Consider the following 22,425-nt stretch of genomic DNA (forward strand, 5'->3'; position numbering starts at 1 on the left):
TGTTGGAATAAAGAGAGGGTCGCTCACCTCGGTGCGCGACCCCCGGTCATCAGGCTGACTTTCAGTTTACCTTGATCAGACGCCAGTCCAGACGGTTGTCGGCACGGTGCACCACATCGATGTTCTTCTTCATCGCCCAGGGAATGATCTGGTTGTGAAGCGGGATGTGGGCCACGTCTTCGTTCTGCAAGGCGAGCGCTTCCGTGAGCAGGCGAGGCCGGATGAACTGATCGGTTTCGGTCTTCGCACGGTCGATGATGCTGTCCATCTTGGGGTTGCTGTAGCGTCCCACGTTGTAGTTGCCATCGCCGCCGGTGCCGGTGGTGCGAACCAGGGACTGCAGGCTGTACAGCGCATCAAAGGTGGGCACACCCCAGCCCAGCATGTAGATGCTGGCCTCATAGCGCTGGATCATGGGGAAGTAGGTCGCCAGCGGCAGCGTACGCAGCTTGGCCTTCACGCCAATGCGTGCCCACATTGCCGTCACCGCCTGGCAGATCTGCTCGTCGTTGATGTAGCGGTTGTTCGGGCAGGCAAAGTCGACTTCGAAACCGTCCTTGTAGCCGGCATCGGCCAGCAGTTTCTGGGCGGCAGCCACGTCGAACGGATGACGGGCATGCACGGCTTCGGTCCAGCCAGCGACCTGTGGCGCCACCAGGGCACCGGTGGGCTGACCCAGACCGCGCAGGGTGACACGCGCGATGGCATTGATGTCGATCGCCTGGTAGAGGGCCTTGCGCACGCGCTGGTCCTTCAAGGGGTTCTTGCCCTTGACGTCGCTGCCGGGGAGTTCATCGCGGAACTGGTCCATGCCGAAGAAGATGGTCCGGTTTTCCACCCCATCGATGACCTTCAGGTCGGTGTTGGAACGGACCCGTGGCAGATCCTGCGGGCTGGGGTCCAGCACAAAGTCGACTTCGCCAGAGAGCAATGCCGCCATGCGTGTGGACACGTTGCGCACCGGCGTGTAAACGATCTCGGTCACATTGCCCTCGGCACTGCCCCACCAGTTCGGGTTTTTCGCGAGAACGATCTTCTGGTCTGGCTGCCATTCCTTGAGCGTGAAGGGGCCTGTGCCGTTGGCGTTGCGGTGTGCGAAATTCTCCTCTTGTGTCTTGATGTCTTTCGGCGCCACCGAGTTGTTCTTCTCTGCCCATGCCTTGCTCATCATCCTCAGCTCGGTCAGCTGGTTGATCAGCACTGGATTGGGGCCCCCGGTGATGATGTCGATGGTGTTGTCGTTCACCTTCACCACCTTGGTGATGCCCTGCGTGTAGACGGTGAAGTTGGACGTCTTGCTCATGGCGCGCTCAAGCGAGAACACCGCGTCGTCTGCGGTGAAGGGCGAGCCGTCATGGAACTTCACGCCCGTGCGCAGCGTCATGCGAAGCTGCGTGGGAGAAAGCTGCGTCCAACTGCTGGCCAGCAAGGGTTCGGGCTTGAACGTGCGGCTGTTGTAGTACACGAGGGACTCGTATACGGCTGCGTGAACGCCGTTGGCCAGCGCGTTGTTCTGGGAATGGATGTCCCAGGTGGGGATGTCGCTGGCGCTGGTCCATTTGAAGGTCTTGGCTTGCAAGCCACCGGCTCCCAGTGCCAGGGCAGCACACAGGACAGCCACTCGCAGGTTCGTTTGGCGCAGTTTCATTGGTTGACACCTAAATTAAAAATGAACATTTCGACACTATGCAACAAACGTTCCCGCGCACGCTCCGGACTTACCCGGAGCGAATGCCCTGCATGCGGCCAAAGCGTCTCCATGGTGTCATTTCCCTCTGAGCTATTCGAGCATTTGATGATGAGAAAGAAGTGCTAATGAACGCAGGCAGCAAAGATATGGCGCCTGCCCAGACTGCCTTCCAGTGAGACGCTCTCAAGTGCGCCGCGGTCCAAGTGGCCGGCAGGAACGCAGCCAAACCAGCGCTTTCGACCCAGCAGGGTCGGCAACGCTTTCTCCCTTGATGCGTCTGCGTGCTTCGTGATCGCGTCTGTCCATTGCGTTCTTGCAGCCCGCTCCAGGCCAAATCAGTACAGTCACACGCCATGTCCAGTGACGAAGCATTGGATTGCTCGTGCTGCCGAATACAGTGCTGCTTCGCACATCCCTGCTGAGAAGCGCATGCGGCAGCACCACACCAGACCCAGGGCATCCTCCAAATGGGGCATGACGGTCGATGGAGGTCGGGGTAGATTCCTCTCCGCGACAAGGGAGGGAGTCCAAGCTGCACCAACATGGGTTGCGGCAGCGTTCCCATTGCGCCCTCCTCTGCCGCAAAGTCTGTCACACCAAACTCAATCAGGAGGAACGCATGTTCAAGAAATTTCTCGCCACGCTGCTGGCTCTCGCTGCCACCGTCGCCATGGCTGCCGTGGACGTCAACGAGGCCACTGTGGCCGATCTCGACAGCATCAAGGGCATCGGGCCGGGAACCTCTACCAGGATTCTCGAAGAGCGCAAAAGTGCCAAGTTCAAGGACTGGAACGATTTCATTCAACGCGTTTCCGGCATTGGTGAGAAGCGCGCTGTGAAGCTGTCGGCGGAGGGTCTGACGGTCAATGGTGCTGCGTTCAAGAACACGTCCACAGGCAGTGCCACCCCTGCGGAAAAGAAGTAGGTATCGTCGAAGCGACGTGGTCTGAAAGACCACTGCACCAATATGACGCTCAACAAAAAGGCCGCTGGTCAACCAGCGGCCTTTTCTTGGTGCGCGAGATCAGGCGGCCAACGACCGCCCATCATCAGAACGAATGGCGAATGCCCAAGCCGTAGCGGGTGTCCACGCCACCGGCAGCGGTCGCTGCATCGTTGTCCTTGCGAACACCAGCGTAGGCGGTGGTGCGCTTGGACAAGTCATAGGACAGACCCAGCCCGATGCTGCGAGCGGTCTCGCCACCATCCGGCTTGGAAGTGGCCACACCAGCAGAGAACGTCAAAGCCTCGCCCAGCGGCACATCGGCACCCAGTGACAGCTCGTTGGTCTTGGTGCCTGGAACAGCCACGCGACCATAACCGGCCAGGATCTTGGCTGCGCCCAGATCGTAGGAGCCGTTCACGGTGGTGTACTTGGTCTCTGCGGAACCGACCTTGTCCACCTGGTAAGCCACACCGGCGTACACAGGGCCGCCTTCGTACTTGACGTGGAAAGCGGTGCTGCGCTCGTTGGTGTTTTCGCGCAGGTTGGTGCTGAACGCACCGCTCACGCCACCGAACTCGGGCGACACGTACTTGATGCCGTTGTTGGGATTGCCGGTGAAGCCCAGGCTGGTCCAGATGCCGGTGGGTGCAAACACGGAGTCGAACACCGGGTTGGTGTTGAAGGCGATGTCGTCGTAGGCCGTCCAGTTCTTGCCGAAGCGGATCTCGCCGAAACCACCACCCAGACCCACATAGGATTCACGGTCAAACTTGAAGCCGGAAGCGGTACCGGTGTCCACGTCCAGGCCACCTTCAAGCAGGAACACAGCGCTCAAACCGCCACCGAGATCTTCAGTACCCTTGAAGCCCAAGCGGCTGGCACTCAAACCGCCCGAAGTCAGCTGGGTGGCTTCATTTTTGTCCTTGTGCAGGACCACATCAACAATACCGTACAGGGTCACGCTGGACTGGGCTTGTGCAACGCCAGCCACGCCGAGAACGGCCAGTGCAATCAACGATTTTTTCATGGAATTTTCCTTGAAGGAGGTTAGCAAAACGGGTTTGTCAAAAAATCTTCACCTGCCAATGTTATGCACTTGCCGCTTCGAAACATGGGGTAATCCCTAAATTTTGAAGCAATCCGGAGACAACGTTGCAGGCCGACAACACGACAGATCCACTAAATTATTAGCAAGTTTTAAGCCAGCCTCGGAATCATCACTGCTTCAGACCCATTGGTCACCCCAACGAAAAAGCCCACCGCTTTCGCGGTGGGCTTTGCTTCAAGCTACGAACCGGCTTGCGCCAGTCGAATGCTTAGAAGGTGTGACGCACGCCGAACTCGATGCCGGTGGACTTGCCGTTGGCGGTCTGGGCAGCAGCGTTGGGTGCCAGACCGAAGGAAGAACCACCGTTCTTGTTGGTCAGGCGCGAGTAGGTTCCGTACACAGCGGTGCGCTTGGACAGGTTGTAGTCGTAACCCACGGCGATCTGGTTGGCATCACCGTTGCCAGCTGCTGGGTTGTAATCAGAGCGGGTGTAGGAAGCCTTGATATTGCCTGGGCCGACAGGAGCGACCACACCGACCATCAGGTGCTTGACTTCACGCGCGCCGAACTTGCCGATGGTGTACTGAGCCATGGGCTTGGCCACGCCGAAGTCGTAAGACGCGCCGACGTTGGTGCGCTTGAACGAATCGGTTTCAACCGAAGAACCTTCGGTGGCAGTAGCCAGGGCCACGCTCAGGGGACCTGCAGCGTACGTCAGGCGGATGCCGGTGTACTCGTTAGGCGTGTTGGCGGTCTTGGCTTCTTTCAGGGCGTACATGAACTGGCCGCTGAAACCACCGAAGTTGGGCAGGAAGTAACCAATGCTGTTGTTGGCACGCACCAGGGTGGTGGCGCCGCTGCCCAGCACGGACAAGGTATTCACCGAACTGCCCACACCGTTGGTGCCGAACGGATCGTAAACCGTGTGGTTCCAGAAGGTGGGGGTGTAGTCACGGCCCAGACGCACTTCACCGAAGTTGCCCATCAGGCTCACGGTGCTGCGGCGCTGGAATTGCAGGCCGTTGGGGGTGCCGGTGTCGGGGTTCAGGCCAGCTTCCAGCCAGAAACCAGCCTTCATGCCGCCGCCCAGGTCTTCCACGCCACGGAAACCGAGGCGGCTGGAAGCGATACCGTCTTGCGACATGGAGGTCAGGCTTTCACCGCCTTGTTTCACGCTGCGGACGTTCAAGTCCACCACGCCGAAAAGGGTAACGGAAGACTGAGCAAAGGCAGCGCCGGTGGCTGCCACAGCGGCCAGAGCAATCAGAGTCTTTTTCATTGAGAGTTTCTCCAAGGTTGAAAAAAGGGCCGTGGGTCTAGTGCCCCCGCGCCAACCTCCGTGTTTTGGAAGTTGCATCTATTGCACCAGATGGCGCGGTCAGATGCAAAGCTTTCTGTGTATTGAGCGATTGTTTGTGGTGCAGGGGCAACAGGTCTCTTCAAATGAAACGCCCCATAATGGTGCATACCGGGAATCATCGAACCACCCCAAACCCTGCAGCCAGCCAGAGCATGTGTCGCGGCACAATGCTGGCTGTGCTTGCTAGCATACACAGCCTCTATCAGATCGACAGGAGATGCCCATGGATGCCTTGATCAACGCTGCCGATTCGGCCTTGAGGACTCTGTTTGTGGCGCCCAGAGCCTCACGCGAATGCCCCACGCTTCCAGAACAAGGCGATGCCGAAGCTCTGACGGAAGCTGACCGTCGGCTGTCAGGCGCATTAATGCGGGTGAACCACGTCGGTGAAATCTGCGCACAGGCACTCTACACATCCCAGGCCCTGGCCGCGCGCAGGGCGGGGAGTGCAGGCGATGCCCTGGCCCAGCAGCTGGAAGCGGCCGGCAGGGAAGAAACCGATCACCTGGCGTGGACGCAGCGCCGCCTGGACGAGCTCGGCGCCCGCCCCTCACTTCTGAATCCCTTGTGGTACGCCGGCGCATTTGGTCTGGGCATGCTGGCGGGTCGCATGGGACGTGGTGTGAGCCTGGGCTTTGTGGTGGAAACGGAGCGGCAGGTCGAGGCCCATCTCGCATCACACATGGAGCGATTGCCGATCCATGACCATGCCTCACGCGCGATCGTGGCGCAAATGAAAGCGGATGAGGCCCGGCACGCCAGAGAAGCCACCCAGGCGGGTGCGGTGGAGTTGCCCAGACCTGTAAAAGGGCTGATGACGCTGGCTGCACGCCTCATGACCACGGTGGCGCATCGGGTGTAAGACTGCCGATGCAAAGCGCGCTGGCGCGCCCACCCCACGCCGCCCGTCAGGTTTCGATCACCTCGAACGCCGTGGTGATTTCGGCGGTCTTGCCCAGCATGATGCTGGCAGAACAGTATTTGTCATGGCTCATGGCGATCGCGCGTTCCACCGCCGCGGCCGGTATCGCTTTGCCGGTGACCACAAAGTGCATGTGAATCCGGGTGAACACCTTGGGATCGGTCTGTGCGCGTTCGGTGGTGAGTTTTACTGTGCAACCGCGAACGTCGTGACGACCGCGCTTGAGGATCAGGACCACGTCGTAAGCGGTACAGCCACCGGTACCGGCGAGCACCGTCTCCATGGGCCTTGGGGCCAGGTTGGCGCCACCATTTTCCGGTTTCGCGGCGTCGGGGGCGCCGTCCATGGTCAGCACGTGCCCACTGCCGGTCTCAGCGACAAAACCCATCTGCGAGCGTGTGCCCGTTGCGCCTGTCCAACTGACCGTGCATTCCATCGTGTGTCCCCGTGTGAAAAAAGTGGTTTTTTTGAGGAAAGCGCTCTAAACGGCGCCAAGACCCGCTTGTGCATGTTGCAACGCAGCATGACAGGGCTATACTGGCCTCATTGTATTTAAGGTTGTCTCCTCTACCCTCCACGGGTGGATTTAAGCCCGGACCGGTTCTGCCAGTCCGGGTTTTTTTTGCCGCCGGGCAGCCCCCAAGGCAAAAAACGCCCCTCGGGGGGCAGCGACCCGCGCAAGCGGCGGAGCGTGGGGGGCGTTTTCTGGCCCGATATGATGCGAGCCAAGGAATACCATGGCAGCCCGCACCCCAAGATCCCACGCTCTGACGACCAGAACCAAGACCCCTGCTCCATCAGAGGCGTTGAGTCCGGGTGACTATCTCAAGAAAATCCTGACTGCGCGCGTCTATGACGTGGCAGTGGAATCTGCCCTGGAACCCGCGAAAAACCTGAGTCGCCGTCTGAACAACAAGGTGCTGCTCAAGCGCGAAGACCAGCAGCCGGTGTTCAGCTTCAAGCTGCGTGGTGCCTACAACAAGATGGCGCATCTCGATCCGGAACAGCTGGGCAGGGGCGTCATCTGCGCTTCGGCAGGCAATCACGCCCAGGGCGTGGCACTGGGCGCCCACAAGCTGGGCACGCGCGCCGTGATCGTGATGCCGACCACCACACCGCAACTCAAGGTGGATGCTGTGCGCGCACTGGGCGGCGAGGTGGTCTTGCACGGCGACAGCTATTCAGACGCCTACACCCATGCCGTGGTGCTGCAGAAGAAGCAGGGCCTTACCTTTGTGCATCCGTTTGACGATCCCGACGTGATTGCAGGCCAGGGCACGATCGCCATGGAGATTCTCAGGCAACTGCAAAGCCTGGGGTCTGACCACCTGGATGCCGTTTTCGTCGCCATCGGTGGTGGCGGGCTGATATCAGGGATAGCCAACTACATCAAGGCGGTGCGCCCTGAGATCAAGGTCATCGGCGTGCAGACGACCGACTCGGATGCCATGCTGCAGTCGATCACAGCGGGCGAAAGGGTCACGTTGAACGACGTGGGGCTTTTTGCCGATGGCACGGCAGTCAAACTGGTTGGCGAAGAAACGTTCCGGATCGCGCGGGGGCTGGTTGACGAATTCGTGGTGGTCGATACCGATGCGGTGTGTGCGGCCATCAAGGACGTGTTCGTCGACACCCGCAGCATCGTGGAGCCGTCGGGCGCCATGGCGGTGGCGGCCATCAAGCAGTATGTGGCCAGCCACAAGACCAGGGGTGAAACCTACGCGGCCATACTGTGTGGGGCCAACATGAACTTCGACCGCTTGCGCTTTGTCGCCGAACGGGCCGAAGTGGGTGAAGAACGGGAGGCACTGTTTGCCGTGACGATCCCGGAGGAGCGGGGCAGCTTTCGCCGGTTCTGCGAGGTCATTGGCGAGCTCCCCGGCGGACCGCGCAATGTGACCGAGTTCAACTACCGCATCCACGACGGCGCCCAGGCGCATGTGTTCGTGGGCATGACGACGCATGGCAAGGGAGAGTCCAAAAAAATCGCGGCGAATCTGAGCCGCCACGGGTTTGACACCCTGGACCTGACCCACGACGATCTGGCCAAGGAGCACATACGGCACATGGTGGGCGGTCATTCGGCGCTGTCGAAGGATGAGCGTCTCTTGCGCTTCGTGTTTCCCGAGCGTCCGGGCGCGCTGTTGAAATTCCTGAGCCTGATGCGCCCAGGCTGGAACATCAGCCTGTTCCATTACCGCAACCAGGGCGCTGACTACGGTCGCATCCTGGTGGGTTTGCAGGTGCCGGCCAAAGACGACAAGGCATTCAACAAATTCCTCGAAACCCTGGGCTACCCGTACGTCGAAGAGACCGCGAACCCGGTCTACCGCCTCTTCCTCAAGACCTGAGGTGTCCTCGGGCCGCGCATGAACATTCAGCCTTTTCCCCATTCAGCCTCCAGGCAGCCCACTGTGACGAACAGTGGATTGAGGCTGCCTGAGATAGAACCCACGGCCGATATCCACCTGGACCATGCGCTGCGCGCTCGCGTCACACCAAGGGGGTTTTCCGAGCATGCCCTGGGAAGAATGGAAGCACTTGTGCTTCAACTGGGTCGGATCCAGCACACTCCCCCAGCCCCATTTGAGGCTCTTGGGTTTCGTTCTCCCCAGATGCTGGTGTTCGCCGCCGACCACGGCATCGCAGACGAGCGGGTGTCGGCGTTTCCCCAGGCAGTCACGTGCCAACGCGCCACCCAGATACTCACTGGTCGGGCACCCGTCAATGCACTGTCCAGGCTTCACGGTTTCGATTTGACCGTGATTGATGCAGGGCTGGCCAATCCGCTGAATCTGCCTGCGGACGACCCAAGTCAAGTGCCCCTGTTGCTGCGCAAGATCGGGTACGGTACGCGCAACATGGTGTTGAGCCCGGCGATGTCGGTGGCGCAGGCGGTGTCGGCGTTGCATGCCGGTATGGATGTGGTTCGCCACTTGCCCGGCAATGTGGTGGCGCTGGGCGACGTGGGGGTTGGTAACACCTCGTGCGCGGCCTTGTTGCTGTCACGGCTTTGTGGCGTTCCACTGGCGGATGCCTGCGGGCGCGACCACGACCAGGAGGGTGGCCCGCCGGACGACGAGAGGCGGCACAAACTGGAGAAGCTGTTTGAAGCAGCCACCCGCCATCGCAAAGCCGTATCGCCCCTGGCAGCACTTGCCGCCATGGGGGGGTTCGAAATCGCCATGATGGCCGGCGCCATGGTACAGGCGGCGAGCGAACGGCGCGTGGTGCTGGTGGACGGTTTTGTGGCGGGTGCGGCGGCGCTGGTCGCCCGGAGTTTGCGCCCTGCCGTTGCCGACTACCTGATCTACAGCCACCGCTCTGCCGAGCCGGGACATCGCTTGCTGCTCATCCATCTGCAGGCACAACCGCTGATGGACATGGAGCTCAGGGTCGGCCAAGGCGTCGGCGCGCTGCTGGCCTGGCCATTGCTGCTGGCGGCGCGCGATCTGCTGGCGCCCCAGAGCTGATGAAGTCACCCTAGAAATGGCAGTTGGACGGGCCCGAGTGGCCCGTCAGGGGGTGCGCACATCCGGCTCGAAGTGACCCATTCCAGAGCTACCGTGGAACCGGCTTTTGCCGGGCCACTGGTATCGCCTCTTCGAGGGGATGACGCGCCGAAGGCGCGGCGCGGGGGTGGGCCTATTCAAGCGCCTTCGGCAGGCACCGGCAGGGTGAGTTCCATGCTGTGAGGCGCTGTCATGGAAGGGCCCAGACGCACGGTACGTCCGCTGACCGACTGCAGGAACATGCCACCGCCTTCCAGTTCGGCACCCACGGGGTAGGGCTTGGGTGGCTGCCCATCCACCGCAATCAGCGCAGCCCCTTGTTGACGGCGGTCGGACACCACACCGACAAGGTCGTAGCGGGTGGCCACCACCGCGGGCACATTGTCATTGGTCATCACGGGCGCGAGCGTGGCCCCCAGCGCCTGCGCAACGCTGGTGGTATCAACCACGGGCAACGATACGGACGCTGATGCCAGGGGCGTCACAGGCGAACGCCCCAACGTCTGGAGCACCCAGTAACCTGCGCTCAGACCCGCAGCGAGCCAGATCACGCCCGCGGCCACCCCTGGCCAGGGACGCCGCGCGGGCACCAGGCCGGCAGGTACATCACCCTGAAAGACAGAATGCCCAAACGAAAGTGACTTGCTCATGGGCGCATTATGATCGACCTAGGCCAAGACACGCGGCCATCACGCAGCCATCTCAAGTGGCCGAAGACTTGTTTCGGGAGAACGTATTGACACACACAGCCCCCCCTCGGGCACGGTCGCTGGCCATGCTGCCCAGAGCCTGGCACGCAGTGAGCCGAGGCTTCACTTTGATTGAGCTGATGGTGGTGCTGGTCATCATCGGCTTGCTGGCCGCACTGATCGTCCCGAACGTACTGGACCGTGCAGACGATGCGCGGGTGACGGCCGCACGCACCGATGTCAACAACATCGTGCAGGCGCTCAAGCTCTATCGCCTGGACAACCAGCGCTACCCCACCACCGAGCAAGGTCTCAACGCCTTGGTCGTCAGGCCGTCTGCTGGCCCGGTGCCTCCCAACTGGCGCCCCTACCTGGACAAGCTGCCGAACGATCCGTGGAGCCGCCCCTACCAGTACCTGAACCCCGGTTTGCGCGGAGAGATTGATGTGTTGTCTCTGGGTGCGGACGGTCAGCCAGGCGGCGAAGGCCGCGATGCAGACATCGGCAGCTGGCAATAAGCCAAAGGGCCATGCGCCGTCACCGCGGATTCACCTTGCTGGAGCTGATGGTGGTCGTGGCCATCGCGGCCATGGCCACCGCCGGTGCAACCCTGGCCTTGCGCGACGGTCAGGCCACGCAGCTTGAACGAGAGGCGCTGAGGCTGTCGGCCATGCTGGAAGCAGCCCGTGCCCAGTCAAGGACCACCGGCGTGCCGGTGGTCTGGCGCACCCGACCCGAGGGATTCGAATTTGTGGGCGTCCGAAACCGCCCCGACGTGCCGACCGTGGGCACCGCTTCCATCTGGGGGCCCCGAAACTGGCTGAACCCGGTGACTCGTGCTCAGGTCACCAGACCGGCAGGCGCGCAAACATTGGTCCTGGGGCCAGAACCTCTGATTGCCGCTCAGCAGCTGACGCTGCAACAAGGTGATCGCAGCCTCGTGCTCGCCACCGACGGGTTGTCGCCCTTTGCGGTGGCGACACCAGAGAACGCACAATGAAAGCCTGCCCACGTGCCGAGCCTCACCGAAACAGGGGATTCACCCTGATCGAGGTGCTCGTGGCACTGGCGGTGGTGGCCATTGCCCTGGCAGCGGGCCTTCAGGCCACCGGCGCACTGACCCGCTCGGCCGAACGCCAGAGCGAGCAATGGCTGGCGCAACTTTGCGCCGAGAACGAACTGACCCGACTGCGCCTGGCCCGCCAGTTGCCCAATGTGGGGGAAAGCACCATCAACTGTGCGCAGGCAGGGCGCACCCTGGTGGTGAGACTGTCCGTTCTGCCCACCCCCAATCCGAATTTTCGCCGGGTGGACGCGGTGGTCGAGTCGACGGCTGGCCCTTCATCCGTGCGTTTGCTGAATCTTTCCACCGTTCAGGGAAGGTACTGATGAGCACCCAGCCCTTTCGCGTCCGCCGAATCGGAGGTTTCACCCTGATCGAGCTGCTGGTTGCGATTGTGGTGATGTCGATGCTGGCGCTGCTGAGCTGGCGCTCTATTGATGGCATGACCCGGACCCAGGCCATGACGCAGCAGCACGCCGACGACCTGCTGCGTCTGCAGGCCACACTGGGGCAATGGAGCGCCGATCTTGACGCCGTGTATGAGACAGGCGAAGTCAATGCGCTGGATTTTGACGGCCGCGTGTTGCGCCTCACCCGGCGAGATGCCAGCGAATCCGGTCTGAACAGCCCCGGCATACGTGTCGTGGCCTGGTCGCGCATTTCAGATGGTGCCGGACCAGCCCAGTGGTCCCGCTGGCAGTCGGGATCAATTCAGCGGCGCGACCAGCTGGCACGGGCGTGGCAAAGGGCATCGGAGTGGGGGCGCGAGGCCCGCAGCGAAGCGCCGGCAAGCGACGACAGCAGTGTGGCGCTGATTCCCGTTGCCCAATGGCAGTTGTTTTATCACCGCGGTGAAACCTGGGGCAACCCGCAATCTGCCATCGGCAATGAAGGCGGTGTCGGCGTCGACGAGGGCAATCTCCCCAATGGCATCCGCGTGGTGTTGACCTTGCCGCCGGGCCAGAGCCTGTCGGGCGAGCTGGTGCGTGACTGGGTCCGCACCACGCTGGAGGCAGGCCGGTGAACAGGGCCTGCGTGGGCAGATCTGTTGCCCGACCGCAACGGGGTGCGGCCCTGTTGCTGGCGATGCTGACCGTCACCCTGGTGGCCACGATGGCCACCGCCGCCATGTGGCAGCAGTGGCGGGCCACCGAGGTGGAAACGGCGGAACGCCAGCGCATGCAGGCCTCATGGATCCTGACCGGCGCGCTTGACTGGTCCCGGCTGATCCTGCGCGAGGATGCCCGCGCGAACCAGAACAGCGGCAACGGCGATCACCTGGGCGAGCCCTGGGCCATGCCGCTGGAGGAAGCCCGCCTGTCCAGTTTTCTGGCGGTCGACAAGAACAACAACACCGACGACGTGCTGCAAGCGTTTCTTTCGGGTGAAATCATTGACCTGCAGTCGCGGATGAATTTCACGAACCTGGTCCGAGTGACCGGTGACGGCGCCGAGACCAAGGCAACGCTTTCCGAGACCGACATGCGGGCTTTCACCCGTCTGTTTGAACTGCTGGACCTGCCGGCCTCGGAGCTGACTGCTGCGGCGAACGAGCTGGTGAGGACACAGAACCTGGCACTGAGCGACCCCAAACCGTCGGCGAGCGCGCTGGCTCCGAGGAAGCTGGCCCACCTGGCCTGGATGGGCATCCGGGAGTCCAGCCTGGCGGTGCTGGAGCCGCACGCCGTCGTGTTGCCCACGCGAACGACGCTCAACATCAACACAGCCAGCCGGCAGGCCCTGGCCGCCAGCGTCCCGGGCCTGGACATGGCCCGGGCTCAGCAACTGATCACCGAGCGGGAACGAAACCCTTTCAAGAGCCTGAACGACGCCGAGGTGATGGTGCGTGACGAAGCGGTGCAACTGTCCGACCTTCACCACGGCGCGCGCAGCCGCTTCTTCGAAATACGGGGTCGCCTGAGGCTCGACGATGTGGTGATCGAGGAGCGTTCCGTGGTGGTACGCAGTGGTCTCAGTGTGAGGGTGGTGTGGCGTGAACGCATTGCCGGACAATGAACGTTACCCTTTTGACACACTGTCTCTCTAGAATGGGTGCCCGACCCATGGTCCACCAACCTGCCACCACCCTGCCGTGCTGATCGTCACCGCCTCCGATTTTTCCGTCGCTCCCACGGCTGGCCCATCGGCCCTGGTCGACTGGGCGCTGTCTGCAGACGGCGAGATGGTGCTGGATCACGGTCAGTGCGCCGCCTCGCTGCTCCCGCGCGACGCCGATGTGGTTCTGGTGTTGCCACCCCGTGCGGTGTCCTGGCACCGCGTGGTGCTGCCCAAGGTGCCGCAGGCCAAGCTGCGCGCTGTGCTCGACGGCCTGCTTGAAGAGCGGGTCTTGAGCGACACCAATGAACTGCACTTCGCGCTGGAGCCCGGTGGGCGATCCGGCCAGACAGTCTGGGTGGCGGCTTGCGCCAAGGCGTGGTTACAAAGCTGGTTGCAGGCGCTGGAAGGCGTGGGTCGACCTGTGTCACGTATCGTGCCGTCACTCTGGCCGCTGACCCCCCTCACGCCAAACTCCGACGTCAACGACGCCAGCCTCAGCGCCGAACCCACCTTGCACTGGGCGCATGATGAAGGTGACCAGGTCTGGCTTGCGACTTCTTGCCCCCTGGGCGTGCGCTGCACGCCATTGCGAGAAAGCGCCAACAGCACGTTTGGCGAGTCCGCATTCGGCGGTTTGGCACCTGCCACGGCGGGACCACCTGTCGATATCGCCACATCGGACCCTGCCACGACGCGCTGGCTGGCCGACCCCTCGGTGGCGGCCATGGCAGAGCGTGCACTCAACCAACGCTTTGACCTGGTATCCCGTCCTTCGTGGCTGTTGCAATGCGCCTTTTCCGACTGGAATCTGGCGCAATTCGACCTGAGCCTGTCTTCAGGCGCCCGCCGCGGACAGCGCTGGCTCCGCACCGCACGGCGCTGGCGCAGCTCTCCCACGTTTCGGGCCGCACGCTGGGGATTGGCTGCCCTGGTGGCGGTTCAACTCGTGGGACTGAATGTGGCGGCCTGGGCAGAACGCAACACCATTGAAGCCAAGAAGGTGGCGGCAAGACAGACGCTCCAACAGACCTTCCCTCACGTGAGCCTGGTTCTGGATGCCCCGGTCCAGATGCAGCGCGAACTGACCCAGCTGCTCAAGGTCAGCGGCATGCTGTCGCCTGCAGACCTGGAAAGCCTGCTGGGCACCATCGCCCAGTCTTCGGTGGAACCTCGGCCCATCCCTGCCGCAATTGCGTACAGCAACAACGAAGGACGATTTGGTGCATGGAGGGGTTCCGAGGAATCCCTCAATGCACTCATCCAGGCGATGGAACGGGGCGGCTGGCAGGTACGCATCGAAGGCAGTGACCTGTTCATCCGCCCCCCCATGCCCTGAAATACCATGGCCTCGCCTTCTCCTTCCCCTACCCCCTTGTCAGTCCGTCTGACCAACAGCCTCCAGACAGCAATGGAGCGCCTGTCGCCGCGCGAACGCATCGCGGTGACGGCAACAGCCTGGATTGTGGGCATTTTTCTGCTCTGGTGGGTGGCACTGGCCCCGGCCATCCAGACGCTGCGGCAAGCGCCCGCACAGCACGCGCAGATCGATGCCCAATTGGCCAGCCTCAGGGCCATGGCGTCGACAGCCGAAGCGGTACGCTCGCAAAACACGGCGCAACCACTGGGGAGAACCGAAGCCTTGCGCGCGCTGGAAGACAGCATGGGCACATTGGGCGGCACGGGTCAGCTCAGCGTGGTGGGCGATCGGCCCTCCGTCACGCTGCGCGGTACGTCACCGGAAGCCCTGGCCACCTGGCTGGCCCGCGTGCGCCTGAATGCGCGCCTCACGCCGGTGGAAGCACAGCTCTCGGGGGACACCACACCTGTCAGCTGGAGCGGAAATCTGGTGTTGGCCGGGCCATCGCTCAGCGGAGGCAACTGAGACATGACAGCCACCTGGACGCACCGGATGGCCTGGGTCGGACTCGTGCTCGGGCTTGTTCTGGCGCTGTTGCTGTTTGCACCTGCACGGTGGCTTGCGCAGGGTATCGAAAAAGCATCGAACGGTCAGTTGCGGCTGATCAATGCCAGTGGCACCGTCTGGCGCGGGAAAGCCGATCTGATGCTCTCTGGCGGCGCAGGGAGCCGCACCCAGACGGTCTTGCCGCGTGGCCTGCAATGGCGCCTGGCTCCCCGCCTGAATGCCGGCATACCCGCCATTGGCATCCGGTTGAACGCGCCATGCTGCACGCCCAAACCCATTGATCTGCAAGCGAGGCCCCGCTGGGGCGGTGGCGAGCTGCAGATTGCGGCATCCAGCAGTCAGTGGCCGGCCGATCTGCTGACCGGCCTGGGCACACCCTGGAACACCCTGCGCATGGAAGGGCAACTGGCCTTGCAGACCACGGGGATGACGCTCCGATGGGCGCAGGGCCGAGCCAACCTGGAAGGCGCGCTGGCCATCGACGCGCTGGACATCGCTTCCCGGTTGTCCACGCTGCGCCCACTGGGAAGCTACCGCCTGGAACTTCAGGCGCTCGCGGATGGTCACTCGGCATCGCTGGACCTGCAGACGCTGCGGGGCGATCTGCAGCTCCAGGGATCGGGGCAATGGGTCGGTGGGCGTCTCCGGTTCGAGGGTGAGGCCAGTGCCGCACCCGGACGCGAAGGGACCTTGACCAACCTGCTCAATATCATCGGCCGCCGTGACGGCCCCCGTTCACTGGTCAATATCGGTTAAGGATGCCCTGCACAGTCCCGCCATGCATCCAGTCAAAAAACTGACATCGTGCGGCACACTTCGCGATAGGATTCCAATATGAAAACTTTTTACTTCCGTGCTGACCCCGTCCAGCGCGACCTTCGAGGTCCGCGAAAGCACGGTTCGGCACGAGCGATGCTGGCCCTGAGCGCCTGCATTCTGGCTGGGCTCGGTTTCGCTATCGGGCCATCGGCCATGGCCCAGTCCCGCGCCAGCGAACCGGTTGTGCTCAATTTCGTGGGCGCTGAAATTGAAGCGGTCGCGCGCACCATGGCCACCATCACAGGCCGCAACGTGGTGGTCGACCCGAGGGTCCGGGGAACCATCAACCTCGCTACCGAACGGCCGGTATCACCCGAAGCGGCACTCAACCAGTTTGGCGCCGTGTTGCGTCTGCAAGGCTTCTCGCTGGTGGACACCGGCGGACTTTACAAGATCGTTCCCGAAGCCGATGCCAAATTGCAGGGCAACGTCGTGAGCGCGGGCTCGGTGGCCAGGCTGACCGCATCCAACCAGGTGGTGACCCAGATCTTCCGGCTCAATCACGAATCAGCCAACAACCTGGTGCCGGTGCTGCGACCCCTGATCGCACCCAACAACACGATCAACGTCAACCCGGGCAACAACTCGCTCGTGATCACCGACTACGCCGACAACCTGCAACGCATCGGCCGCATCATTGCGGCCCTTGACGTTTCCGGGGCCACCGATGTGGAAATCATCCCGCTGCAACACGCCGTTGCCGAGGATCTGGTGGGCCTGATCACCAAGCTGATCGATTCCGGCGGCACAGTGGCGGCGGCCGGTGCGGCGCCAGTCGACGTGTCCGTCAGGACCAGCCTGGTGGCGGAGCCACGAAGCAACAGCCTGATCCTTCGCGCAGCCAACCCGGCCAGACAGGCGCTGGTCCGTTCCTTGGTGGCAAGACTGGACCGCCCGACCTCCGATGCTGCGAGCGGCAACATCCATGTGGTCTACCTCAAGAACGCGGACGCGGTATCGCTGGCCACCACGCTGCGGGCCGCGATGGCGGCAGAGGGGAGCGGCGCCGGTGGAGGTGGTTCTTCCGGTATCGTGGCCACATCTGCCGCTGCCAGACCTGCTGGCGCCACCGACATGGCCACAGCGCCGGTTTCAGCCAGCGCGAGCCCGTCCACCGGCGGACAGATTCAGGCAGACCCGGCCACCAACTCACTCATCATCACCGCACCCGAACCCGTGTTCCGGCAACTGCGCGCGGTGATCGACAAACTCGATTCCAGGCGCGCACAGGTCTATGTGGAAAGCCTGATTGCCGAGGTCAACGCCGACAAGGCGGCCGAGTTCGGCATTCAATGGCAAGGCCCGCTGGGCGCCTTTGGCGAACGCATGGTGGGCGTGCTGGGCACCAACTTCGGTTCCGGTGGCAACAACATCTTCACCAACACGCTCCCTGTGGCCACAGGGAGTTTTGCCAATGTGACACCGCCCGGTCCGGGCCTGAATCTGGGTGTGGCGGAGCGCCGCAATGGGGTTTACGTGCTGGGTTTTCTGGCTCGCATGCTGCAACAGACGGGTGAAGGCAACATCCTGTCCACGCCCAACCTGCTCACCCTTGACAACGAAGAAGCCAAGATCGTCATTGGCCAAAATGTGCCTTTCGTGACGGGCCAGTTCACGAACACCGGCAGCAACGAAGGGTCGGTCAACCCGTTCCAGACCATCGAACGCCAGGATGTGGGCCTGACCTTGCGCGTCAAGCCCCAGATCAGCGAAAACGGCACCATCAAGATGACCATCTATCAAGAGGTCAGCAGCGTGCAACCTTCATCGGTCAATTCGGCCACCGGCCTGATCACCAACAAGCGCACCATCGAATCCACCGTGTTGGTGGACGATGGGGCCATCGTTGTGCTGGGTGGCCTGTTGCAGGACGAGTACGCTGGCAACCAGGACAAGGTGCCGGGTCTGGGTGACATTCCCCTGTTCGGCAACCTGTTCAAGAGCGAAACCCGCTCGCGGAAGAAGACCAACCTGATGGTTTTCCTGCGCCCTGTGGTGATGCGCGACAGCCGGGAGACCAGCACACTGGCACTGGATCGCTACGAACTCATGCGTGCGGTGCAGAAAGATGCACAACCCCGACCCAGCAGCGTCCTTCAGCTCAACGATTCGCCCGTGCTGGCGCCACAACTGGCCCCAGGCGCACTGTTGCCCCCGCTCGGCACGACTGCGCCAGACCCGACACCAGCGCCTGCCGGCGCCGCGCCCGCTGAAGCAGGTCCCCAAAGGTAGGTCGTGGTCGTGACGAAATACCCGCTCCCCTACGCGTTTGCGAGGGAACACCATTGGCTGCTTGAAGACGACGGCGAAGTGGTCACGCTGCTGGGAAGCAACACACCCGCCGCCGATACCCAAACGCAGACGCGCCGCCTGTCGGCCTTGTCCGAGATTCTGCGGCGCCACACCGTGAGCGACATTCAGTGGGAAAGCAGCGAATCGCTGTCCCAGCGCATCAGCGCCGCTTACGCACAAGGGGAATCCAGTGCCGCAGCGGTGGTCAGCGAGGTGCAGGGCGATGCCGATCTCAGCCGCATGATGCAGGATCTGCCCGCGATCGAGGATTTGCTGGAAACCGCAGACGACGCCCCCATCATCCGGATGCTCAACGCCTTGCTCACGCAGGCTGCTCGCGATGGCGCGAGCGACATCCATATCGAACCCTATGAACGCCATTCCAGCGTGCGCTTCCGGGTGGATGGCACCCTGCGCGAAGTGGTGCAGCCGAACCGGGCACTGCACGCCGCGCTGATCTCGCGCCTGAAGATCATGGCCGAGCTCGACATCTCGGAGAAGCGCTTGCCACAGGACGGCCGCATTTCGCTGCGCATCGGCACGCGTGCGGTGGACGTGCGGGTGTCCACGCTACCCAGCGCCCACGGCGAACGCGCGGTGCTGCGCCTGCTGGACAAGAGCGAAAGCAAGCTCAATCTGGAGGCGGTGGGCATGCAGGGCGATGTGCTGGGCCAGTTCGAGGGACTGATCAGGCAACCGCACGGCATCATCCTGGTCACCGGGCCCACCGGCTCGGGCAAGACCACCACGCTTTATGCTTCCCTGCAGCGACTGGACGCCAGCACACAGAACATCATGACGGTGGAAGACCCCATCGAATACGAACTGCCGGGCATTGGTCAGACACAGGTCAACGCGCGGATCGAACTCACCTTTGCGAAAGCGTTGCGCGCCATCCTGAGGCAGGATCCCGACGTGATCATGATCGGTGAAATCCGGGATTTCGAGACTGCGCAGATTGCCATCCAGGCATCGCTCACGGGCCATCTGGTGTTGGCCACGCTGCACACCAACGACGCGCCGAGCGCAGTGACCCGCCTGACAGACATGGGCGTGGAACCGTTTCTGTTGTCTTCCAGCCTGCTGGGTGTGCTGGCCCAGCGCCTGGTGCGGCGCCTGTGCGTGCACTGTCGTCGACAGGACGAGCACCGACGCTGGCACCCCGTGGGATGCGATCGTTGCAGCCAGACCGGCTACAAGGGTCGAACCGGTATTTATGAACTCATGGTGGCCGACGACAAGATCCGCTCGCTGATCCACAACCGCGCTGCCGAAAGCCAGGTCTATGTCGCGGCGGAAGCGGCAGGCCTGCGCTCCATGAGAGAAGATGGTCAGCGCCTCATTGATGCAGGTATCACGTCTGTGGCCGAGGTGATGAGTGTCACCCGGGACTAGATTGGGGCACCCCCGCCGCGCTTCGCGCGACCCCCTCGAGGGGGCGATACCAGTCGTCCGGCAAAGCCGGCCCGACGGTATCTCTGGACTGGGCCATTTCGCGCCGGAGGGACTGGCACCCCCCCGCCGCGCTTCGCGCGACCCCCTCGAGGGGGCGATACCAGAGGCCCGGCAAAGCCGGTTCCTCGGTATCTCTGGACTGAGGCACTTCGCACCGGAAGGACTTGCACACCCCAGCCGCGCTCCATCTCTGCGCGGGGCGCTTTGAAATCTCTCACTGAACATGCCTGCATACACGTTTGAAGCGCTGGACGCCAAGGGCGCTACCCAGAAGGGTTTGATCGATGCGGATACCGCACGCTCGGCGCGCGGCATGCTGCGGGCGCGTTCGCTGGTGCCAATCCTGGTTGAGCCGGCCATGGGGTCGTCGGGCACGGGTGGGAGTTCCAGCGGGCTGAATGTCACGCTCTGGGCCGGTCGCATCTTCAATGCCACAGCACTGGCCGTGTGGACCCGTCAGCTGGCCGGACTCGTGGCGGCCGGGTTGCCGCTGGAGCGTGCGCTGGCGGCGCTCACCGAAGAGGCTGAAGTCAGTCGTCAGCGCAATCTCATGGCATCGCTGCGATCCGAGGTCAATGGCGGCTCGCCGTTTGCCCGGGCCCTGGCTCAGTACCCGCGCGAATTTTCCAGTTCATACACCGCAGTGATCGCAGCCGGTGAACAGAGTGGCCAACTCGGCACCGTGCTGGAGCGTCTGGCCGACGATCTGGAGTCGAGCGAAGCGCTCAAGAACAAGCTTTTGGCCGCTTCTCTCTACCCCGCGATCGTCACCCTGGTGGCGATCGTGATCGTGGTGTTTCTGGTGACCTACGTGGTGCCCCAGGTGGCCGGCGTGTTCGCCGGCAGCAAGCGTGCCCTGCCCTTCCTCACGGTGGCCATGATGTCCATCAGTGATTTCGTTCGTGACTACGGCTGGTGGATGCTGGGCGCCGGGGTGCTCGCTGTGATGGGTGTGGTGATGGCGCGCCGCAATCCGGTCATGCGCCTGAGCATGGATGCGGCATGGTTGCGGCTGCCCCTGATCGGTCGTCTGGCGCGTGGATACAACGCGGCCAGGTTCGCCGCCACCCTGGCCATGCTGGCTTCTGCAGGCGTCCCGATTCTGCGCTCGCTGCAGACCGCTGCAGAAACACTGTCGAACCAGGCCATGCGGGCCGACGCGCTCGATGCCCTGGTGCTGGTGCGCGAGGGGGCGCCACTGGCTTCGGCACTGGCCAGCAAGAAGCGCTTTCCCGCGCTGGTGAGCATGTTTGCCAGACTGGGCGAGCAAACCGGTCAGTTGCCGGCCATGCTTTCCCGTGCTGCGGAGCAGCTCAGTGCGGAAGTGCAGCGCCGTGCCATGCACATGGCCACCATCCTGGAGCCTTTGCTGATCGTGACCATGGGCCTGGTGGTGATGATGATCGTGCTGGCGGTTTTGATGCCGATCATCCAGCTGAATCAGCTGGTCACTTAGCCCACCCCCGCGCAAGTACTTGACCCACCCCCGCGCCGTGCCTTCGGCACGTCACCCCCTTCAAGGGGGCGACACCTGAGGCCCGGCAAAGCCGGTTCCTCGGTGTCTCTGGAATGAGACACTCCGCTCCGAAGGCACTGTTTGTTTCTCCACGCTGCGCGCGAGGCGTCTTGCGTCCAGAATGCGTCTGCGTTGGCCTGAATTGCTGATATGTTCAACAGCCATCGGAACAAGCTCTTCGGCCGCTCTCTCACTCTGATGTTCACCTGGATACCCTGACATGGCAGCTTCGCTGGACGGTCAACTTGTGGTTGCGATTTCTTCTCGGGCGCTGTTCGACTTCGAGGAAGAGAACCGGATCTTTGAACAGGGCGACGACAAGGCCTACATGAACCTGCAACTGCAGCGGCTGGACCAGCCGGCAGCGCCGGGTGTGGCCTTTTCGCTGGTGCACAAACTGCTGGCCTTCAATGATGCGCATGCTCAACGGGTGGAGGTGGTCATCCTTTCGCGCAACGACCCGGTATCCGGCATGCGGGTGTTCCGTTCGGCACAGCATTACGGCCTGCCCATTCAGCGCGGCAGCTTCACGCGCGGCCAGCCACCCTGGCGCTACCTGCGCCCGTTGCGGGCCAACCTGTTCCTCTCGACCCACCTGGCCGACGTGCGCGCCGCGCTCGACGCCGGTGTGCCCGCCGCACAGGTCTATCCGCACTCGGTGCACGCCAGCGACGCACATCCGCACGAGGTGCGCATCGCATTTGACGGCGATGCGGTGCTGTTCTCGGACGAAGCCGAACGGGTGTTTCAATCACAGGGACTCACCGCCTTTCAGACGCACGAGGCGAGCAACGCCGCCACGCCGCTGGCCGGTGGCCCCTTCAAGCCGCTGCTCGAAGCGCTGCACAGGCTGCAGAGCGAAGGCACACCCATGATGCGCATCCGCACAGCGCTGGTGACAGCCCGCAGTGCGCCGGCGCACGAGCGCGCCATCCGCACCCTGATGAACTGGAACATCGAGGTGGATGAAGCCATGTTCCTGGGTGGCCTGCCCAAGGGCGAATTCTTGCGCGAATTCGAGCCCGACTTCTTCTTTGATGATCAGACCGGCCATATCGAATCGGCGTCGCGCCATGTGCCCTCGGGCCATGTGGCCAGCGGCATATCGAACTTGTGACTCCCCCCGCGCCG

At 62.8% G+C, this 22,425-nt stretch carries 21 protein-coding genes; 16 read left to right on the top strand and 5 right to left on the bottom strand.

The window, feature by feature from the left end; genetic code table 11:
• Positions 1–61 precede the first annotated feature (61 nt).
• Positions 62–1,648 (bottom strand): ABC transporter substrate-binding protein, encoded by a 1,587-nt coding sequence (locus Q7V46_RS12830; protein WP_304913943.1) that lies wholly within the window; start codon positions 1,646–1,648, stop codon positions 62–64.
• Positions 1,649–2,309: 661 nt separating this feature from the next.
• On the opposite strand from Q7V46_RS12830, the gene Q7V46_RS12835 reads away from it, so the two are divergent.
• The gene (locus Q7V46_RS12835) at positions 2,310–2,615 is read left to right on the top strand and encodes a helix-hairpin-helix domain-containing protein (protein ID WP_304913944.1); all 306 of its coding nucleotides are present in this window, start codon (positions 2,310–2,312) and stop codon (positions 2,613–2,615) included.
• Positions 2,616–2,739: 124 nt separating this feature from the next.
• Here Q7V46_RS12835 and Q7V46_RS12840 read toward each other — a convergent pair whose 3' ends face one another.
• Together Q7V46_RS12840 and Q7V46_RS12845 are read right to left on the bottom strand one after the other, a co-directional pair.
• Positions 2,740–3,663, bottom strand: a complete 924-nt coding sequence (locus Q7V46_RS12840) for a porin (RefSeq protein WP_304913945.1) — start codon at positions 3,661–3,663, stop codon at positions 2,740–2,742.
• 289 nt (positions 3,664–3,952) lie between these two features.
• Complete coding sequence (locus Q7V46_RS12845) at positions 3,953–4,963, bottom strand: porin (protein WP_304913946.1); 1,011 nt, start codon at positions 4,961–4,963, stop codon at positions 3,953–3,955.
• Between the two features lie 298 nt (positions 4,964–5,261).
• Between Q7V46_RS12845 and coq7 the strand changes: the two genes are divergently transcribed.
• Positions 5,262–5,906 carry a 2-polyprenyl-3-methyl-6-methoxy-1,4-benzoquinone monooxygenase gene (gene coq7, locus Q7V46_RS12850; RefSeq protein WP_304913947.1) on the top strand — a complete coding sequence of 215 codons (645 nt, stop codon included), beginning with the start codon at positions 5,262–5,264 and terminating at the stop codon, positions 5,904–5,906.
• Between the two features lie 46 nt (positions 5,907–5,952).
• Here the strand turns inward: coq7 and Q7V46_RS12855 are convergent, their stop codons facing one another.
• The gene (locus Q7V46_RS12855; protein ID WP_304913948.1) at positions 5,953–6,402 is read right to left on the bottom strand and encodes an OsmC family protein; all 450 of its coding nucleotides are present in this window, start codon (positions 6,400–6,402) and stop codon (positions 5,953–5,955) included.
• 301 nt (positions 6,403–6,703) lie between these two features.
• On the opposite strand from Q7V46_RS12855, the gene ilvA reads away from it, so the two are divergent.
• Together ilvA and Q7V46_RS12865 are read left to right on the top strand one after the other, a co-directional pair.
• Entirely contained in the window at positions 6,704–8,317 is a 1,614-nt protein-coding gene (gene ilvA, locus Q7V46_RS12860) for a threonine ammonia-lyase, biosynthetic (protein ID WP_304913949.1), read from the top strand.
• Between the two features lie 18 nt (positions 8,318–8,335).
• Positions 8,336–9,439: a nicotinate-nucleotide--dimethylbenzimidazole phosphoribosyltransferase gene (locus tag Q7V46_RS12865; RefSeq protein WP_304913950.1), complete on the top strand. Its 1,104-nt coding sequence runs from the start codon at positions 8,336–8,338 to the stop codon at positions 9,437–9,439.
• 176 nt (positions 9,440–9,615) lie between these two features.
• Here the strand turns inward: Q7V46_RS12865 and Q7V46_RS12870 are convergent, their stop codons facing one another.
• On the bottom strand, positions 9,616–10,128 hold the full coding sequence (locus Q7V46_RS12870) for a type II secretion system protein N (RefSeq protein WP_304913951.1): 513 nt from the start codon (positions 10,126–10,128) through the stop codon (positions 9,616–9,618).
• A gap of 125 nt (positions 10,129–10,253) precedes the next feature.
• On the opposite strand from Q7V46_RS12870, the gene gspG reads away from it, so the two are divergent.
• The 12 genes from gspG to Q7V46_RS12930 all read left to right on the top strand — a co-directional run bounded on the left by gspG (position 10,254) and on the right by Q7V46_RS12930 (position 22,411).
• Positions 10,254–10,685, top strand: a complete 432-nt coding sequence (gene gspG, locus Q7V46_RS12875) for a type II secretion system major pseudopilin GspG (protein WP_304914020.1) — start codon at positions 10,254–10,256, stop codon at positions 10,683–10,685.
• Between the two features lie 11 nt (positions 10,686–10,696).
• Positions 10,697–11,167 (top strand): prepilin-type N-terminal cleavage/methylation domain-containing protein, encoded by a 471-nt coding sequence (locus tag Q7V46_RS12880; RefSeq protein ID WP_304913952.1) that lies wholly within the window; start codon positions 10,697–10,699, stop codon positions 11,165–11,167.
• The gene (gspI, locus tag Q7V46_RS12885; RefSeq protein WP_304913953.1) at positions 11,164–11,556 is read left to right on the top strand and encodes a type II secretion system minor pseudopilin GspI; all 393 of its coding nucleotides are present in this window, start codon (positions 11,164–11,166) and stop codon (positions 11,554–11,556) included. The genes Q7V46_RS12880 and gspI overlap by 4 nt, the downstream gene beginning before the upstream one ends.
• A complete protein-coding gene (locus Q7V46_RS12890) occupies positions 11,556–12,254 on the top strand; it encodes a type II secretion system protein J (protein ID WP_304913954.1) in 699 nt (232 codons plus the stop codon). The genes gspI and Q7V46_RS12890 overlap by 1 nt, the downstream gene beginning before the upstream one ends.
• Positions 12,251–13,246 (top strand): type II secretion system minor pseudopilin GspK, encoded by a 996-nt coding sequence (gene gspK, locus Q7V46_RS12895; protein ID WP_304913955.1) that lies wholly within the window; start codon positions 12,251–12,253, stop codon positions 13,244–13,246. The genes Q7V46_RS12890 and gspK overlap by 4 nt, the downstream gene beginning before the upstream one ends.
• Positions 13,247–13,322: 76 nt before the next feature.
• Positions 13,323–14,624, top strand: a complete 1,302-nt coding sequence (gspL, locus tag Q7V46_RS12900; RefSeq protein WP_304913956.1) for a type II secretion system protein GspL — start codon at positions 13,323–13,325, stop codon at positions 14,622–14,624.
• 36 nt (positions 14,625–14,660) lie between these two features.
• A complete protein-coding gene (gene gspM / locus Q7V46_RS12905) occupies positions 14,661–15,170 on the top strand; it encodes a type II secretion system protein GspM (protein WP_304913957.1) in 510 nt (169 codons plus the stop codon).
• Positions 15,171–15,173: 3 nt separating this feature from the next.
• Positions 15,174–15,968: a type II secretion system protein N gene (gene gspN, locus Q7V46_RS12910; RefSeq protein WP_304913958.1), complete on the top strand. Its 795-nt coding sequence runs from the start codon at positions 15,174–15,176 to the stop codon at positions 15,966–15,968.
• Positions 15,969–16,124: 156 nt separating this feature from the next.
• Positions 16,125–18,263, top strand: a complete 2,139-nt coding sequence (gspD, locus tag Q7V46_RS12915; protein WP_370690344.1) for a type II secretion system secretin GspD — start codon at positions 16,125–16,127, stop codon at positions 18,261–18,263.
• Positions 18,264–18,266: 3 nt separating this feature from the next.
• The gene (gene gspE / locus Q7V46_RS12920; RefSeq protein WP_370690341.1) at positions 18,267–19,718 is read left to right on the top strand and encodes a type II secretion system ATPase GspE; all 1,452 of its coding nucleotides are present in this window, start codon (positions 18,267–18,269) and stop codon (positions 19,716–19,718) included.
• A gap of 283 nt (positions 19,719–20,001) precedes the next feature.
• Positions 20,002–21,234 (top strand): type II secretion system inner membrane protein GspF, encoded by a 1,233-nt coding sequence (gene gspF, locus Q7V46_RS12925; RefSeq protein ID WP_304913961.1) that lies wholly within the window; start codon positions 20,002–20,004, stop codon positions 21,232–21,234.
• Positions 21,235–21,514: 280 nt separating this feature from the next.
• The gene (locus Q7V46_RS12930) at positions 21,515–22,411 is read left to right on the top strand and encodes a 5'-nucleotidase (RefSeq protein WP_304913962.1); all 897 of its coding nucleotides are present in this window, start codon (positions 21,515–21,517) and stop codon (positions 22,409–22,411) included.
• The last annotated feature ends 14 nt before the right edge of the window (positions 22,412–22,425 follow it).

It is taken from the genome of Hydrogenophaga sp., from assembly GCF_030651625.1.
Classification (GTDB): domain Bacteria; phylum Pseudomonadota; class Gammaproteobacteria; order Burkholderiales; family Burkholderiaceae_C; genus Hydrogenophaga.

Coding starts and splice junctions, on each gene's coding strand:
- Q7V46_RS12830 (WP_304913943.1), bottom strand. CDS start 1,648: ATGAAACTGCGCCAAACGAACCTGCGAGTGGCTGTCCTGTGTGCTGCC.
- Q7V46_RS12870 (WP_304913951.1), bottom strand. CDS start 10,128: ATGAGCAAGTCACTTTCGTTTGGGCATTCTGTCTTTCAGGGTGATGTA.
- Q7V46_RS12890 (WP_304913954.1), top strand. CDS start 11,556: ATGAGCACCCAGCCCTTTCGCGTCCGCCGAATCGGAGGTTTCACCCTG.
- gspF (WP_304913961.1), top strand. CDS start 20,002: ATGCCTGCATACACGTTTGAAGCGCTGGACGCCAAGGGCGCTACCCAG.
- Q7V46_RS12840 (WP_304913945.1), bottom strand. CDS start 3,663: ATGAAAAAATCGTTGATTGCACTGGCCGTTCTCGGCGTGGCTGGCGTT.
- Q7V46_RS12835 (WP_304913944.1), top strand. CDS start 2,310: ATGTTCAAGAAATTTCTCGCCACGCTGCTGGCTCTCGCTGCCACCGTC.
- Q7V46_RS12865 (WP_304913950.1), top strand. CDS start 8,336: ATGAACATTCAGCCTTTTCCCCATTCAGCCTCCAGGCAGCCCACTGTG.
- gspD (WP_370690344.1), top strand. CDS start 16,125: ATGCTGGCCCTGAGCGCCTGCATTCTGGCTGGGCTCGGTTTCGCTATC.
- gspI (WP_304913953.1), top strand. CDS start 11,164: ATGAAAGCCTGCCCACGTGCCGAGCCTCACCGAAACAGGGGATTCACC.
- Q7V46_RS12845 (WP_304913946.1), bottom strand. CDS start 4,963: ATGAAAAAGACTCTGATTGCTCTGGCCGCTGTGGCAGCCACCGGCGCT.
- gspG (WP_304914020.1), top strand. CDS start 10,254: ATGCTGCCCAGAGCCTGGCACGCAGTGAGCCGAGGCTTCACTTTGATT.
- coq7 (WP_304913947.1), top strand. CDS start 5,262: ATGCCCATGGATGCCTTGATCAACGCTGCCGATTCGGCCTTGAGGACT.
- Q7V46_RS12855 (WP_304913948.1), bottom strand. CDS start 6,402: ATGGAATGCACGGTCAGTTGGACAGGCGCAACGGGCACACGCTCGCAG.
- Q7V46_RS12880 (WP_304913952.1), top strand. CDS start 10,697: ATGCGCCGTCACCGCGGATTCACCTTGCTGGAGCTGATGGTGGTCGTG.
- gspN (WP_304913958.1), top strand. CDS start 15,174: ATGACAGCCACCTGGACGCACCGGATGGCCTGGGTCGGACTCGTGCTC.
- ilvA (WP_304913949.1), top strand. CDS start 6,704: ATGGCAGCCCGCACCCCAAGATCCCACGCTCTGACGACCAGAACCAAG.
- Q7V46_RS12930 (WP_304913962.1), top strand. CDS start 21,515: ATGGCAGCTTCGCTGGACGGTCAACTTGTGGTTGCGATTTCTTCTCGG.